Origin of the sequence: Pseudomonas sp. LPH60 (genome assembly GCF_030718165.1) — a bacterium.
GTDB lineage: Bacteria > Pseudomonadota > Gammaproteobacteria > Pseudomonadales > Pseudomonadaceae > Aquipseudomonas > Aquipseudomonas danubii.
Window position 1 is genome coordinate 298,841 of record NZ_JAVAJH010000007.1, and the last position, 14,437, is coordinate 313,277.

Annotated in this window: 17 protein-coding genes; all 17 read left to right on the plus strand. The window is 60.0% G+C overall.

The genetic code is table 11. From position 1 onward, the window contains the following. Positions 1-15 precede the first annotated feature (15 nt). The 17 genes from Q8O96_RS24810 (at position 16) to Q8O96_RS24890 (ending at position 14,386) form a co-directional block, all read left to right on the plus strand. Entirely contained in the window at positions 16-477 is a 462-nt protein-coding gene (locus Q8O96_RS24810) for a DUF2280 domain-containing protein (RefSeq protein ID WP_305949616.1), read from the plus strand. Next, positions 464-1,765, plus strand: a complete 1,302-nt coding sequence (locus tag Q8O96_RS24815) for a terminase large subunit domain-containing protein (RefSeq protein ID WP_305949617.1) — start codon at positions 464-466, stop codon at positions 1,763-1,765. The genes Q8O96_RS24810 and Q8O96_RS24815 overlap by 14 nt, the downstream gene beginning before the upstream one ends. Continuing rightward, on the plus strand, positions 1,762-3,225 hold the full coding sequence (locus Q8O96_RS24820; RefSeq protein ID WP_305949618.1) for a DUF4055 domain-containing protein: 1,464 nt from the start codon (positions 1,762-1,764) through the stop codon (positions 3,223-3,225). The genes Q8O96_RS24815 and Q8O96_RS24820 overlap by 4 nt, the downstream gene beginning before the upstream one ends. Continuing rightward, positions 3,200-4,294 (plus strand): minor capsid protein, encoded by a 1,095-nt coding sequence (locus Q8O96_RS24825; protein WP_305949619.1) that lies wholly within the window; start codon positions 3,200-3,202, stop codon positions 4,292-4,294. Before Q8O96_RS24820 ends, Q8O96_RS24825 begins: the two co-directional genes overlap by 26 nt. Before the next feature lie 27 nt (positions 4,295-4,321). Beyond that, positions 4,322-4,645, plus strand: a complete 324-nt coding sequence (locus Q8O96_RS24830; protein WP_305949620.1) for a hypothetical protein — start codon at positions 4,322-4,324, stop codon at positions 4,643-4,645. An 82-nt stretch (positions 4,646-4,727) separates the two neighbouring features. Continuing rightward, positions 4,728-5,444: a hypothetical protein gene (locus Q8O96_RS24835; RefSeq protein WP_102881655.1), complete on the plus strand. Its 717-nt coding sequence runs from the start codon at positions 4,728-4,730 to the stop codon at positions 5,442-5,444. A gap of 11 nt (positions 5,445-5,455) precedes the next feature. Continuing rightward, positions 5,456-6,403 (plus strand): major capsid protein, encoded by a 948-nt coding sequence (locus tag Q8O96_RS24840; RefSeq protein ID WP_060839658.1) that lies wholly within the window; start codon positions 5,456-5,458, stop codon positions 6,401-6,403. Positions 6,404-6,454: 51 nt separating this feature from the next. Beyond that, on the plus strand, positions 6,455-6,763 hold the full coding sequence (locus tag Q8O96_RS24845; RefSeq protein WP_305949621.1) for a hypothetical protein: 309 nt from the start codon (positions 6,455-6,457) through the stop codon (positions 6,761-6,763). 3 nt (positions 6,764-6,766) lie between these two features. Continuing rightward, entirely contained in the window at positions 6,767-7,270 is a 504-nt protein-coding gene (locus Q8O96_RS24850; protein WP_305949622.1) for a DnaT-like ssDNA-binding protein, read from the plus strand. A gap of 331 nt (positions 7,271-7,601) precedes the next feature. Beyond that, complete coding sequence (locus tag Q8O96_RS24855) at positions 7,602-7,970, plus strand: hypothetical protein (RefSeq protein WP_305949678.1); 369 nt, start codon at positions 7,602-7,604, stop codon at positions 7,968-7,970. Beyond that, on the plus strand, positions 7,967-8,620 hold the full coding sequence (locus Q8O96_RS24860; RefSeq protein ID WP_305949623.1) for a hypothetical protein: 654 nt from the start codon (positions 7,967-7,969) through the stop codon (positions 8,618-8,620). The genes Q8O96_RS24855 and Q8O96_RS24860 overlap by 4 nt, the downstream gene beginning before the upstream one ends. Beyond that, positions 8,617-9,033, plus strand: coding sequence for a phage tail terminator-like protein (locus Q8O96_RS24865; protein WP_305949624.1), 417 nt, complete (start codon positions 8,617-8,619; stop codon positions 9,031-9,033). Before Q8O96_RS24860 ends, Q8O96_RS24865 begins: the two co-directional genes overlap by 4 nt. A 68-nt stretch (positions 9,034-9,101) precedes the next feature. Next, the gene (locus Q8O96_RS24870) at positions 9,102-9,614 is read left to right on the plus strand and encodes an HNH endonuclease (protein WP_305949625.1); all 513 of its coding nucleotides are present in this window, start codon (positions 9,102-9,104) and stop codon (positions 9,612-9,614) included. A gap of 91 nt (positions 9,615-9,705) precedes the next feature. Continuing rightward, the gene (locus Q8O96_RS24875; protein ID WP_102881647.1) at positions 9,706-10,359 is read left to right on the plus strand and encodes a phage tail protein; all 654 of its coding nucleotides are present in this window, start codon (positions 9,706-9,708) and stop codon (positions 10,357-10,359) included. Between the two features lie 3 nt (positions 10,360-10,362). Beyond that, positions 10,363-10,743 (plus strand): phage tail assembly chaperone, encoded by a 381-nt coding sequence (locus Q8O96_RS24880; protein WP_011062036.1) that lies wholly within the window; start codon positions 10,363-10,365, stop codon positions 10,741-10,743. Between the two features lie 65 nt (positions 10,744-10,808). Next, positions 10,809-11,060 carry a DUF1799 domain-containing protein gene (locus tag Q8O96_RS24885; RefSeq protein WP_305949679.1) on the plus strand — a complete coding sequence of 84 codons (252 nt, stop codon included), beginning with the start codon at positions 10,809-10,811 and terminating at the stop codon, positions 11,058-11,060. After that, entirely contained in the window at positions 11,057-14,386 is a 3,330-nt protein-coding gene (locus tag Q8O96_RS24890) for a phage tail tape measure protein (protein WP_305949626.1), read from the plus strand. The genes Q8O96_RS24885 and Q8O96_RS24890 overlap by 4 nt, the downstream gene beginning before the upstream one ends. Positions 14,387-14,437 lie beyond the last annotated feature (51 nt).

A 14,437-nucleotide genomic window follows, 5' to 3' on the forward strand; every position in this document is an offset into this window, starting at 1 on the left:
GACGGATGAAAATTTATGGCAGCCCTGAAAAATGAGGTGAAGAGCTTCATCGTTCAGGCGTTGGCGTGCTTTGACACCCCGTCCCAGGTGGTTGAGGCCGTCAAGAATGAATACGGGCTTGTGGTGACCCGCCAGCAGGTGGAAACGCACGACCCAACCAAGGCCGCCGGGAAGGGACTTGCCGTGAAGTGGGCGACCCTATTCCACGACACCCGCAAGCGCTTCCGCGAAGAGACAGCCGACATCCCCATCGCCAACCGTGCGTTTCGCCTCCGCGGCCTCGCCCGGATGGCCGAGAAGGCCGAGAGCATGCGCAATCTTGCCCTGACCGCCCAGCTTTACGAGCAGGCCGCCAAGGAGTGCGGGGATATGTACGTCAACCGGGCCCGTAAGGAAGAGCCGGACGACGAGCCGCAGAACCCGACCCGCATCCAGGTCGATGTGGTTGATGCGAGGAAGCCGAATGCCGAGCCTTAACATTCCTCAGGCTCAGTTCCTCACGCTGCCCCACAAGTTCCGCGCCTTCGTTGCTGGCTTTGGATCGGGTAAGACCTGGGTAGGCTGCTCTGCGCTGAGCAAGCACTTCATGGAGTGGCCCGGCGTCAACGCTGGCTACTTCGCGCCAACCTATCCGCAGATCCGTGACATCTTCTATCCGACCATGGATGAGGTGGCCTACGACTGGGGGCTGAAGACCAAGATCAACCAGGCGAACCATGAGGTTCACATCTACAGCGGCCGGCAATGCCGCGGCACAGTGATCTGCCGGTCGATGGAGAAGCCCCAGACCATCGTTGGCTTCAAAATCGGCCACGCCCTAGTGGATGAACTGGACGTGCTGACGTCGATCAAGGCGCAGCAGGCCTGGCGCAAGATCATTGCTCGGATGCGCTACAACCTGCCGGGCCTGAAGAACGGAGTAGACGTCACCACGACGCCTGAGGGCTTCAAGTTCGTCTTCCAGCAGTTCGTGAAGCAACTGCGCGACAAGCCGGCGCTCAAGGAGATGTATGGCCTGGTCCAGGCCAGCACCTTCGACAACGAGCTGAACCTGCCCGACGACTACATCCCATCGCTGATGGAGTCGTACCCCGAGCAACTGATCAGGGCCTACCTGAACGGCCAGTTCGTCAACTTGACGTCGGGATCGATCTATCACGCTTATGACCGGAAGCTGAACCAGTGCTTCGACACTGTGCAGGCAGGCGAGCCTCTGTTTATCGGGATGGACTTCAACGTCGGCAAGATGGCGGCGATCACGCACGTCAAACGCGACCAGGGGCTGCCCAGGGCAGTCGATGAGCTGATCGATGGCTACGACACGCCGGACATGATCCGCCGCATCAAGGAGCGCTACTGGCAGCACGACGGCAACGACTTCAAGAAGACGTGCGAGATCAGGATCTATCCGGACGCTTCGGGCGACTCGCGCAAGTCGGTCAACGCCAGCATGACGGACATCGCCATGCTCAAGCAGGCCGGCTTCTCGGTCATCGCGCCTGCGGCCAACCCGCCAGTAAAGGATCGGATCAACGCCATGAACGCCATGTTCTGCAATGCCCAGGGCGAGCGGCGTTACCTGGTGAACCCGTTTACCTGCCCGACCTACGCCGACGGCCTGGAGCAGCAGGTGTGGGCGGCCAATGGCGAGCCCGACAAGTCACAAGGCAACGACCACGCCAACGACGCCGGCGGCTACTTCATCCACAAAGAGTTCCCGATCGTGAAACCGGTCACCTCGCTGAATATGGGATTTGCCCGATGACAGACGTCACCTTCACCCGCCCCGAGTACGACGCGGCGAGTAACCGCTGGCGCCTGGTGCGCGACGTCTGCAAGGGCTCTGAAACCATCAAGGCTGCTGGCGAGCGATATCTGCCGCGGCCTAATGCTCATGATACGAGCAGGGAGAACCAGGAGCGCTACGTTGGCTACAAGCAGCGGGCCGTGTTCTACAACGCCACCGGCCGGACCAAGCACAGCCTGGTGGGCGCCGTATTCCGTACCTGGCCGACGCTGACGGTCCCGGGCGCGCTCGATTACGTGGCCAAGGATGTCGATGGCCAGGGCGTGAGCATCTATCAGCAGTCCCAGTCAGTGATTGGGCACCTGCTCGAGGTGGGCCGTCACGGGCTGCTGGTGGACTACCCGCAAGTTGATGGTCAGGCTGTGAGTGTTGCCGATATGGCGTCTGGCCGTGTCCGTTCGACGATCAGCAGCTACCCGACGGAAGCGATCAAGAACTGGAAGACTCGCAAGGTAGGTGGCCAGCATCTTCTGAGCCTGGTGGTTCTGGAGGAGAAGGTCGATGTCGACACTGATGATGGCTTCGGCAGCAAGCAGGTAACCCAGTATCGCGTGTTGCGTCTGGATGCCGAAGGAAACTACACCCAGGAGGTGTGGGAGGAGGGCTCGGGTCAGGCCTCCATGGTCATCGCCCCTTTTACCCCGTTGAACGGCGCGGGCCAGCGGTGGAGGGTGATCCCTTTCCAGTTCCTGGGAAGCGAGAACAACGACGCGAGCATCGACGACTCCCCGCTGTACGACATGGCCGAGATCAACATCGGGCATTACCGCAACAGTGCCGACTATGAGGATGCGGCTTACCTGATGGGCCAGCCCCAGGTGTACATGGCTGGCCTTGATGAGCAGTGGGTGAAGATGCTGGAAGAGAAGGGGATCTACTTCGGTTCCCGGGCCATTCTGCCGCTGCCCCAGAACGGAACCGCCGGCATTCTCCAGGCCCAGGCCAACACCATGATCAAGGAGGCCATGGACGCCAAGGAAGATCAGTTGATCGCCCTCGGCGCCAGGCTGATTGAGCGTGGCAGCGCGGTGAAGACAGCCACTCAGGCTGACAACGACAGCGCCGCCGAGCACAGCGTGTTGTCCTTGATCGTGAGCAACGTTAGCGAGGCTTATTCGCAGTGCCTGGAATGGATGGGCGAGTTCCTGAACGTCGCCGGCGAATCGCTCTACAAGCTGAACCAGGACTTCACTCAGATCAGCCTCGACCCCGCGATTCTTGCTGCATTGTTCAACGCTGTGCAGGGTGGCCGGCTGCCTGAGGCGGACTTCTGGCAGTACCTGCGCGACCGCGGCGTCATCGATCCGGAGAAGACCGACGACGAGATCCGGGATGAGCTGCAGACTGCTGATGCGGGCCCGCAACTGGATGACCTGACCGGAGGGTCTGGCGATGGCGGCAAACCAAGCGATCCTTGATGCAACCATCCGGCACGCTGTCTTCCTTGAGCAGCTGAAATCGGGAGAGGTCGAGAAGTTCGGCCCCTTTCTCAAGGAGATCGACAGGTCGATCCGTGACCGCCTGGCCCGCGCGGACCTCACTGAGTACACCGCCCGGCGCCTTGAGGTGCTGCTGCAGGAAGTCGACAGCCTGCTGCTGGGCATCTTCGACCGGTACAGCGAGAAGCTGAACCTGGACTTGGTCGACATCGCAAACTATGAGGCGCAGTTCGAGGCTACCAGTCTGACCCGGGCGGCGCCGGTGGGTGTGTCCTTTGAGGCTGCTGTCCCGGGCGCTGCAGCGATCAGAACGGCGATCCTTTCCAATCCGCTCAGTGTGCGCGGCGTGGACGGCGGCAAGCTGCTCAAGTCGTTCATTGATGGCTTCACGGCCACCGAGCGGCAGCGCCTCACGGGCGCGATCCGGCAGGGCTTCTTCGAAGGCCAGACCAACTTCCAGATCATCAAGAACATCCGCGGGACCAAGGCGCTCAACTACAACGATGGCATCCTGGCCACGACCAACCGCAACGCCGGCGCCATTGTGCGGACAGCAGTGCAGCACGTCGCCACCCAGGCGCGCATGGAGACGCTGAAAGAGAACTCCGACGTCGTCCAGGCCGTGGAGTGGGTCAGCACGCTGGATTCGAAGACCACGCCTCAGTGCCGAGCGCTCGACAAGCGCCGGTTCAAGCTGGCTGAAGGCCCGAGGCCGCCGATCCACATCAACTGCCGCTCGACGGTGGTTGCAGTGACTCGCTTCAGCGCGCTGTTCGCCGAGGGTGCCACGCGAGCATCTGTCGGTGAGGATGGCCCGCAGCAGGTCAGGGCGGACCTTAGCTATTACGAGTGGCTCAAGCTGCAGCCGGCGGCATTTCAGGACAGGGCTATCGGTCCCAAGCGCGCCAGGTTGTTCCGCGAGGGCGGCCTGAGCGTGGAGCGCTTTGCAGAGCTGCAGCTTGATCGGAACTTTGCACCGCTGACGCTTGAACAGATGAAGATGCTTGAGCCTCTGGCATTCGAACGTGCGGGTTTGATAGGGTCATAAGGTCTACCGTTCATTATGAAGTCAATCATGATTTACAGCCTGAAAGTCTCCGAAAAATATGACGTTGAAATCGCTATTTACTTTTTCCAATGCGCAATTGATGCAAATAATTGGCCGGCAGCTTTAAATGAATTGGCAACGCTTGGTGGGATTGTTCAGAAAGCGTTTGCCGCCGGAAGACTGGATGTTGAGTCCAAGGAAATTATTTTATTTGTTGCCGCATTTCCTGATCTCCTTGAGAAAGCCAAGAAGTTTGGTGGAGGGTTGGACGACTTGGTTATGGCGGCTTACGGACAGAGCCCATATGGGGCTCGTGTTGCTGCGGTTATACGAATGATCTACATCGATTAACAGATGAAAAAGACAGACCCGCTTCGGCGGGTTTTTTTATGCCTGCAGGCAGGGCCTGCATCTCGTCTCTGGGAGACAACCAATGCTGAAATTCCAACTGGATACCCTGGAAGGGGTAGACGAATCCGTGCGCGCTTTTTACACCGAGAAAGAGGGCAAGTATGTTCTCGGTATCGAGGGGCTGCCTCAGCCTGAAGACGTCACCGGCCTAAAATCGAAGGTTCAGGAACTGCTCGACGAGAAGAAGGCAGCCGATAAGGCCCGCAAGGATGCCGAGGAGCAGGCGCGCCTGGAGCGAGAGGAGGCCCTGCGCAAGTCGGGCAACGTCGAAGAACTCGAAAAGTCCTGGTCTGAGAAGTACAGCCGCCGTGAGGCAGAGCTGGCCGGTCAGCTGGAGTCAGAGCGCAACACCCTGCAAGGCCAGATCCGGGATCTGACGGTGGGCCGTACCGCTACTGAGATCGCAACCACCCTAGCCATCCCAGGCAGTGCAAAGGCACTGCTCCCACATATCGAACGCCGCTTGAGCGTCGAGCAGCGTGACGGCAAGCCAACCGTCGTAGTGCTGGACCAAGCCGGCAAGCTCTCCGCAACAACGCTGGAAGAGTTGAAGAGTGAATTCACGAAAGACCCTGCGTTCGGTCCTCTGATCGCAGGCAGCAAGGCATCAGGCGGCGGGGCCGGCGGTGCTGGAAATGGCGGTGGGGCCGCTCTGAAACGTTCCGAAATGTCCTCTGTCGCCAAGCGTGAGTTCATCACCGCAAACGGCCAGGACGCCTACCTGAAATTGCCCAAATAATGGAGTAACCCATGGCGACTACCGTCACCTCGGACATGATCGTTTACAACGATCTTGCCCAAACCGCTTACCTGGAGCGCATCCAGGATGTGATCGACATCTTCAATGCTTCTTCCAACGGCGCCCTGGTGCTGGACAACGAACTGATCGAAGGCGACCTTCGCAAACGCGCTTTCTACAAGCTCGGCGGCTCCATCGCTCACCGTGACGTGAACTCGACAGCCGCGGTTGCCGGCCAGAAGATCGGCTCCGGCGAAATGGTCGGTGTGAAGGTGCCTTTCAAGTACGGTCCTTACGAGACCACCGAAGAGGCCTTCAAGCGTCGCGCGCGCTCGCCGGAAGAGTTCTCCGAGCTGGTGGGACAGGACTACGCCGATGCAGTGCTGGAAGGCTACATTCAGTACGCAATGGCCGCGCTGAAGGCTTCCATCGGTGCCAACCCCAATATGGTCACCAAGGCCAGCTTCGCCACTGACGGCAAGAAGGCGCTGACCAAGGGTATGCGCAAGTTCGGCGATCGCTTCGGTCGCATTGCGTTGTGGACCATGGACTCGGCCACCTACTTCGACATGGTGGACCAGGCCATCACTGAGAAGGTCTACGAAGAAGCCGGCGTGGTTATCTACGGTGGCCAGCCCGGCACCATGGGCAAGCCCGTTCTGGTATCGGACACCATTCCGACCGAAACCATCTTCGGCCTGCAGGCTGGGGCAATCAAAATCACTGAGTCGCAGGCTCCGGGGTTCCGTTCGTACCCCATCAACACCCAGGAAAACTTGGCGATGGGCTTCCGCGCTGAGGGCACCTTCAATCTGGACCTGCTCGGCTACAGCTGGAAGGACGCCACCGGTGGCGTGAACCCGAACCTGGCCGCGATCGGCACCGGTGCCAACTGGACCAAGTACGCCACCAGCGACAAGGTCACGGCCGGCGTTCTGATCGACCTGTCCGCGCCTTAATCAGCGCCTTCCTCAGCAAGCGGTTCGTCATGAGCCGCTTTGGAGACACCCATGGAATTGACTTACTCTGCGCAAACCACGGACTTTGATCCCGATAGGCGCTATCGCAACCCGCAGTACTTCGATAAGCCAGAGTCCGGTGTGACCAAGGTAACTGTTGTGGGTGATTGGCCGGCCGTGGTTGAGGCTTACAAGGCCGTCCAGGTCGAGGTAGAAGTCGTCGAGCCCGGCGGCGCTGCTGAAACTGACCCGGCTAAAATGGGCGTGGCAGATCTGCGTGATTGGCTCACTGCCCAGGGCATCGAGTTCGATCCGAAGGCCCCGAAAGCCGAAATTGTGAAACTCATTCCAGCGAGCTGATTTATGGCACTGATAGTCGAGGATGGCGCTGGGAAGCCTGACGCCGAAAGTTACGCATCCGCCGAGGACCTGGCCATGTACGCCGTGAAGTTCGGCGTCGTCATCCCCGCTGAGGTGCCTGCCCAGGAAGCCTTGCTTCGCCGCGCGGCTCTGGCAATGGATGGCATGACCTGGAAGGGCCGCAAGACCAGCAGCGAACAGGCTCTGGCCTGGCCGCGCCGGGAAGTGCTGTTGGATCAGGAGATCAAGCCAAATCACTACCTGCCGGCGCGGATTCAGTACGGCCAGATGGCCCTGGCTGCCGAGATTCATCTGGACGATATCGACCCGGTGGAGAAGCGCAAGGGTGCGGTGCTGCTGGATCGTGTTGAGGGTGCAGTGACGCGGCAGTATGCGGCGATCCCGTGCACCAGCAACAGGCTCTTGCCTGCGGCGCCGGACCGGCCAAGTGCTACGCAGTTTGCAGATTATTTGCAGCGGCGCGGGCTGTTTGCCATACGCTCCTAATCAGTACCTTTGTGCATGATCCACTAGATATTGTCCGAATACGTCATAAAGCATCTCGTCTGTGCTTTGAGCTATTGAGTTGCATAGCGCATTGAATTTGGTGTGATCAAAAGGTTGGGAGCGATGAACAAAGTCGTCGCATATTTGCTCCAGATAATTCTGTGCACATGTGCTTTCAAGGAGAGTAACTAGCTCCTGCCGAAGTCTTATTTTCACAATTAGCTTTTCGGCAGAGAACGTTGCTGTAGCGAGCTCAACAATGTCTCCTCCCAGTCGAAGACGTTCAGCAATGTCAGCATTATCCATTTTCATTCCTGGCGAGGGGCTTAAAGTGTCATTCTACTTTGAGATGGCTGCGGTTGCTCTTGAGATGATTTCCGAGTTCGGCCAGCCCGTAACCATCCGCGACATCAAGCCTGGCGAGTACGATCCTGATACCGACTCGGCCGGCCCCGACACCATCATCGAGCAAACCGCCCAGGGCATTCTGCTCGACTTCACAGGCCTGGAGTTCCAGAACAACAGCCTCATCAAGCAGGGAGACAAGAAGCTCAAGGTCGCCGCTCAGGGGCTGGAGTGGGCGCCGGATCTACTGAACAAGGTGGTCATTCAAGGCCGGACCTGGTCCATCGTTCCGCCGCTGAAAGAGATCAACCCCGCCGGTACGCCGATTCTGTACGAACTGCAGGTGAGGTCATGAACCGGTACGCCGGCAGGAACGGCAGCTTCGCCGAGAACATCCGCCAGTTCGCCGAGCAGGCTCAGGCCGGCATTGACGCCACCTTTCGCGAGATCGTGATCGAGATCGGCAGCAGCGTGATTCGCATGTCTCCGGTGGGTAATCCGGAGATCTGGGCCGCCAACGTGGCGCACCGTGCGACCAACACGCGGGCAGCCGACGACTACGACTTCAAGGTCTCGGTGCGCAACACGCTGATCAACCTGGACAAAAGCAACTTCACCAAGGCCGGCAAGCTGCGCCGCGGCGTGAAGTACGCCAAGCCCCTGACCAAGACCGAGCGCGACCAGAATTTCAACGTGAACGGTCTGGTCGCCGGCAAGGATTATGTCGGCGGCCGCTTCCGGGGGAACTGGCAGTTCTCGATCGATACACCCGCCGACGGCACGCTGGATCAGGTCGATCCTTCTGGAGGTGTGACCCTGGCCAAGCTGCGGCTGCAGGTCGGGCAGCTGACCGCCGGCCAGACAGCCTACATCGTGAACAACCTGCCTTATGCGGTGCCGCTCGAGTACGGGCATTCCAAGCAGGCCCCCGGCGGCATGGTTCGAATCACGCTCGCCAGATTCCAGCAGATCGTCGACGAAGCCATCAGGAACAACCAGGTATGAGCCATAACGTGATCGCCACGATCTACCAGGCCCGGGTTATTGCCTGGGCGAAAGCCAGGGTTCCACCGCTGAAGGTGGTCGTCGAGAACGAGATCTACACGCCGAAGGACGGAGAAACCTACCTCCGTGCCTATACGCTGCCGGCGGACACTGCGAGCAGCACCCTGGGTGGCGATCACCGGCTTTACACCGGCGTCTTCCAGGCCAGCGTAGTAGTGCCATCGGGCAAGTACCGCGGTCCGGCCGGCGGCCTGGCTGACGAGATCAGCGCGCTGTTTCCGCTGTATGAGCGAAACGAGAAGGCCGGCCTGACGGTGATCACCATGACGCCACCAGACCAGGGCCCAGGCATTCAGGGAGACACCACCTACACAGTGCCTGTGTGCTTCCAGTACCGCGCCGACACCAACTGATTCCGCCCATCGGGCAACCCCACAAACCCGCCATTGAGCGGGTTTTGTTATTTCTGAAGAGGTGATCAATGAGCGAGTCAGCGCTGACTGCTGCGCGCGTGCGAGAGCTCCTGCACTACGACCCACGTACGGGACATTTCACCAGAAAAATACGGACGGCTCAGCGTCATCAGGTTGGCGATAGAGCTGATTTCCTCATTCGGACGGGGCTGGCTGCGGGGTATCACCGAGTATCCATCGACTCAAAGCGTTACCAGGCACATCGCGTTGCCTGGCTCTACGTATATGGCGCCTGGCCAGAAAAAATGATCGATCACCGAAACGGTGTTAAGTCGGAAAACTGGATTGAGAACCTCAGACTGGCGGACTCCCAGCTGAATATTGAAAACATTCGTAAGCCTCAGAAGAACAACTCTTGCGGCTTTCTTGGAGTCCATTTCCACGGTCAGTCGGGCCGGTGGAGGGCGCAAATCATCTCAGGCCGAAAGAAACACCATGTAGGGCTGTTCGATACGCCGGAGCTTGCCCACCAGGCCTATGTTCAGGCGAAAAGACAGCTGCATAAGGGCTGCACCATCTGAGGCTTCACAAGCGGGCCGCGCTATCCGCGACCTGATTCATCCAGCCAATCAAGGCTTGATTAGCCGCCACGACGCGGCATAGGGGACTATCATCGGATACAAAATTCCTAACGGCGGCACCTTCCAGCACGCCGCGACTTACGCCACTGCTCTGTCCTTCACCGCAATTTCCAACGCTTCCGAGGCGGTCGCCACCGTTGTGGGCGCCGACCTAGACGCCGGCGACATCGTGCTGCTGACCTCTGGCTGGAGCAAGCTGGACAACAAGGTGGTGCGCATTAAAGCCGCGACCGCCACGGCGATTACCCTGGAAGGGATCGATACCACCGATACGCAGCTGTTCCCGGCTGGCAACGGTGCGGGCACCATGAAAAAGATCCTCACCTGGGTACTGATTCCGCAGGTCACCGATCTGGCTTTCTCCGGCGGCGAGCAGAACTATCTCGACGTCACCTTCTTGGAAGATGACCAGGGCAAGCAGATCCCTACCGACAAGTCCGCGGCGAGCATGGTGCTGACCATCGCAGATGATCCGGCCCAACCCTTCAACGCGGTGCTGATGTCGGCTGATGCGGGCAAGAAGGTGCAGGCTGCACGGCTCAACCTCCCGGGCAATGACACGCTGCTGTATGGGGCCTACACCTCGTTCTCCAAGCAGCCGGCGGTATCGCGCAACAACCTACTGACCCGCACCGTCAACCTGGCGCTGCAGTCCGAGCCAACCCGCTATCTGACCTCGGTGTAACCCATGGCCAAGTTCTCGCTGATCCAGAATCCAACCTTCAGGGCCGACGTGCTGATCCCGCAGCTGGGCGGCGAGCCGGTGAAGGTGGGGTTCGAGTTCAAGTACCTGGACCGGACCGGCCTGGCCGAGCTCTACGCTGAGTGGGGCGAGCGCCACAAGGCCCTGGGGTTGAAGGCTGACGAGATGGACCTGAAAGCCTTCACTGCAGCTCAGATCGACCTGCAGGTGGATCAGGTGAAGGCTGTGGTGGCCGGCTGGGACTTCGAAGAGGAGTTCAACGACCAGAACATCCGCATTCTGGTCACCTCGATTGTCTCGATCCCTAGCGCGGTATTGGCGGCCTATTCCGAGGCGTTCAACCAGGCCCGCCTGGGAAACTCCTAAGCGCCGCCCGTGCCCTCTATCAGCAAGAGCCTTTGGCTGAGGAACTGAAGGTCTTTGGCTTTCGGGTGGGTGATCTCACCGGCCAGGACTGCGAGGTCTGGCCAGACAACTGGCCGGCCTTCATTGTCTTTGAGGCGATGTACACCCAGTGGCGGGTCGGCGCGTGCGGCGCTACCGGTCTGGACTACGGCGCTCTGCCGAGCGTCATCCGAATGTGTGGTGTGCCGGCTGGCTCCAGGCAAAGCATTTTCAGTGACATCCGGCAGATGGAGGCCGAGGCCCTGGCCGTAATGGCTGAACAGAGAGACAACAAATGAGCACTACCTTCGCTTCGCTTGGCATTGCGGTTGAGTCGTCTCAGGCGGTCAAGGCTGCCGATGACCTGGATAAACTGGTCGACGCGGCCGAAGGGGCAGAGAAGGCCGTCGATGACCTTGGCAAGGCAGGGGAGGGCCTGGCCAACACCGGAAAGAAAATCAGCCAAGCGGAGGCAGAAGCCGCCCTGGGCATCGATAAAGCCACCAGTGCGAAGGAGCGCCAGGTCGATGCCAGCCGCAAGGCGGGGACAAGCGCCGCCAGTGAAATCGCCATCATCAGCCAGCTCGACAGGGCGATGACCGGAAACATCGACAGCATGGAGAAGCTGGTCCAGGCAGAAGGACTGCTTGAGCGGGCCCGCAAGGGCGGCCTGGTCACCATTGAACAGCAAGAGGCCTACCAGGAGCGTCTCGGCAAATCCTTCGACAAGATCGAGAAAGCCGAAGCCAAGGAGATGGCGCAGAAGCAGCGCCTGATTGACGCCGAGAACCGGCAGATCGAGGCGCTGAAGCGCACGGTCAACAGCATCGATCCTCTGAATGTGAAGCTGGCCAAGCTGGAGGCGCAGGAGAAGGCGGCGCATGAAGCTTTCCGTCTTGGCGCAATCAACGCGGAACGCTACAGCGAGGCACTGGCCAAGGTCGGCAAGGATCGGGCCGGCATCACTGCTACAGAGGGCGCATTCGACAAGCTGAAGCTCGGCACCCGCCAGGCTCAAGAAAACGTCATGCAGCTGACCAACGCCCTGCAATCTGGGGATTGGGGGAGCGGTGCGCGAGCTATTGCACAGCTTGGCGCTGGAGCCGGGGCCTCTGCGAAGAGTCTTGCGGCCGCCCTGATACCCGCGGGGCTGCTGGCGGGTGTCATCGGTGGTCTCGGGTATGCCTACTTCGATGCCATGAAGCAGGCGCGGGAGTTCAACAGCGTTATCAATGGTGGCTCCAACGATGCAGGGCAAAGTATAGCCAGCCTCAAGTCCATGAGTGATTCTGCGGGTACGCTGACCGGCAACCTGGCCGGTGCGCGCGAGGCTGTAATCGCTCTGGCATCAGGAGCGGCCACAAGTGGTACCCAGATGCAGAACCTGGCCGAGGCTGCAGCGGCCATTGGCGAGGTTACGGGGAAGGGGGCGGGTGATATTGCGAAGTCGCTGGCCAATGCCGGCAACACCGCAACGGAGGCGGCCTCGAAGATCAGCGATCAATATGGGCTGCTGACCTACGAGCAGTACCAGGTCATCAAGGCCATCGACGAGCAGGGTGACCACCAGCGCGCGCTGGATACTCTCAGTGAAAACCTGAATCAGTCTGCGCAGGAGCGGCTAAAAAACTACCGTGAATCGCTGTCGGACATCGAGCGCGATTGGGATCGGGTGAAGGTCGCCATCAAGGGCGCTTACGCCGAGATTCGATCTGAAATCTTCCCGGACTTGGCCAAGCAAATCGAGATTACCCAGCGGGTTCTGGATACCCGTAAGGGTGGCGGTGTCGCTGGCGCTTTATCGAATGGGCTGAGCTCGCTCAACTCTTTCCTTGGGCTGGCTGACGGGGAGAACGACGACTCCACGCCAGCACTTGAAGCAAAGCTCGCGGCACTGAAAGCGCGGCAGGCGGCCAGCCAGAGTAATGCGGTAGCAGCTGGCGAGGAAACCCGGGCGAATAAAGAGCTGATTGCGGTCCAGAAGGAACTGGACAAGCAGATGGAGAATTTGAACCCGCTCGCCAAGCGGCAGGAGGCTTACAAAAAGCTCAACGATCAGTTCACGACGCTTTTCCGGAGGAGCGAAGAGACAGGGAAAAAGGTTTCGCTATTGGATGGGGTTCAGTACGACGGTAAGAAGTTCTCCGGCGGAGCCTACGACCAGTTGCGGAAGGCGATCGACGAGCAGAAAAAGGACCCCAAATCTGCCGCCGGTGCGGTAGATCTGACGGCCTTCAACAACTCGAAAAACAACCTCACCGGCATCCTGTCCGAGTACAAAAACGCCCAGAAGGAACTGGACGCGGCGCAGAAGGCTGGGCTGGTGTCCCAGGCCGACTACCTGCTTAAGCGCGAGGCCATGATCGGCAATGAGCGGGACGAGGTCACGGCGGCTTATGAGGCAGAGATTGCGGCACTTGAGGCTGCCAAGGGCAAGGCCAGTACCTCCGCTGCCCAGCGCATCCAGTTGGATCAGAAGATCGCCGACGCCCGCGCCGCGATGGTCAAGGCTCAGCGGGACGCTGACACCGAGCTGAGCGTGTTGGCCAAGAACGAAGAGGGCCGGTTGAAGAAGCAGGAACTGGCAGTCAAGACCTACACCAGCGCCCTACAGCAGCAAGTCGATACGCTGCGCGAGCAGGGCATGCGTGCTGCCGCGGGCCTTGGCCAGGGTGACCGCCAGCGAGACCTGATCAACCAACAGAATGCGATCGACGACCGCATCAATCAGCAGAAGCTGGACCTGGCCAACCAGTACGGCGATGGCTCCCGGGGCATGAGCCTCGATGAGTACACACAGAAGCTGCAGGCGCTGGAGTCCACTCAGCAGAAACTGCACGACACCGTGGTCAGCAACTACGACGACATGAGCGCTGCCCAGGGCGACTGGACGAATGGAGCGTCCTCGGCCTGGCAGAACTACCTGGAGTCGGCGCGAGATGTGGCCGGCCAGACCAAGAGCCTTTTCACCAACGCCTTCGGCTCCATGGAAGATGCGATTGTGCAGTTCGCGATGACCGGAAAGCTGTCGTTTGCTGACTTCACGAAGTCGATCCTCGCAGATATGGCCAGGATCGCTGTTCGCCAGGCCAGCTCCTCGGCGCTCAGCTCGTTGTTCGGCATGGCTGCCTCTGCTGCCGCATCGTACTTCGGCGGTGGGGCGGCTTCGGCCGGCTCAACGCAGGCCGGGTATACCGGGGTCGACTTCTCCAGCTACCAGGCCAATGGCGGTGCCTGGGGAGCTGGCGTGCAGATGTTCGCCAATGGTGGCGCCTTCACGAACAGCGTGGTCAGCAAGCCAACGGCCTTCGGGATGGCTGGCGGCCAGACTGGAGTGATGGGCGAGGCGGGCCCCGAGGCGATTGTGCCGCTGGCCAGGACCTCCGGCGGCCAACTGGGTATCCGGGCCGTGGGCGGCGACGGCGGCGGGAGCGGGTCAATGATTCAGCTGAACGCCCCGGTCAGCGTAACCGTTCAAGACAGGAGCTCAGAAGGCATGCAGCTGGATCAGCAGGCGCTGCAGCAGAACATGCAGAAGCAGATGCTTGCAGCTGCACAGAAGGCCGTCGATGACTCCTGGCGCCCCGGTGGAACCAGCTACATGAAAGCCCGCGGACGCGGGTGAATACTGCACAGAAACCATACCCGCTTCGGCGGGTTTTTTATGCCTGGAGTA

Bases quoted from the DNA above. Each gene is read 5' to 3' on its own strand.
- Q8O96_RS24810 (WP_305949616.1), top strand. From the start codon at position 16: ATGGCAGCCCTGAAAAATGAGGTGAAGAGCTTCATCGTTCAGGCGTTG.
- Q8O96_RS24815 (WP_305949617.1), top strand. From the start codon at position 464: ATGCCGAGCCTTAACATTCCTCAGGCTCAGTTCCTCACGCTGCCCCAC.
- Q8O96_RS24820 (WP_305949618.1), top strand. From the start codon at position 1,762: ATGACAGACGTCACCTTCACCCGCCCCGAGTACGACGCGGCGAGTAAC.
- Q8O96_RS24825 (WP_305949619.1), top strand. From the start codon at position 3,200: ATGGCGGCAAACCAAGCGATCCTTGATGCAACCATCCGGCACGCTGTC.
- Q8O96_RS24830 (WP_305949620.1), top strand. From the start codon at position 4,322: ATGATTTACAGCCTGAAAGTCTCCGAAAAATATGACGTTGAAATCGCT.
- Q8O96_RS24835 (WP_102881655.1), top strand. From the start codon at position 4,728: ATGCTGAAATTCCAACTGGATACCCTGGAAGGGGTAGACGAATCCGTG.
- Q8O96_RS24840 (WP_060839658.1), top strand. From the start codon at position 5,456: ATGGCGACTACCGTCACCTCGGACATGATCGTTTACAACGATCTTGCC.
- Q8O96_RS24845 (WP_305949621.1), top strand. From the start codon at position 6,455: ATGGAATTGACTTACTCTGCGCAAACCACGGACTTTGATCCCGATAGG.
- Q8O96_RS24850 (WP_305949622.1), top strand. From the start codon at position 6,767: ATGGCACTGATAGTCGAGGATGGCGCTGGGAAGCCTGACGCCGAAAGT.
- Q8O96_RS24860 (WP_305949623.1), top strand. From the start codon at position 7,967: ATGAACCGGTACGCCGGCAGGAACGGCAGCTTCGCCGAGAACATCCGC.
- Q8O96_RS24865 (WP_305949624.1), top strand. From the start codon at position 8,617: ATGAGCCATAACGTGATCGCCACGATCTACCAGGCCCGGGTTATTGCC.
- Q8O96_RS24870 (WP_305949625.1), top strand. From the start codon at position 9,102: ATGAGCGAGTCAGCGCTGACTGCTGCGCGCGTGCGAGAGCTCCTGCAC.
- Q8O96_RS24880 (WP_011062036.1), top strand. From the start codon at position 10,363: ATGGCCAAGTTCTCGCTGATCCAGAATCCAACCTTCAGGGCCGACGTG.
- Q8O96_RS24890 (WP_305949626.1), top strand. From the start codon at position 11,057: ATGAGCACTACCTTCGCTTCGCTTGGCATTGCGGTTGAGTCGTCTCAG.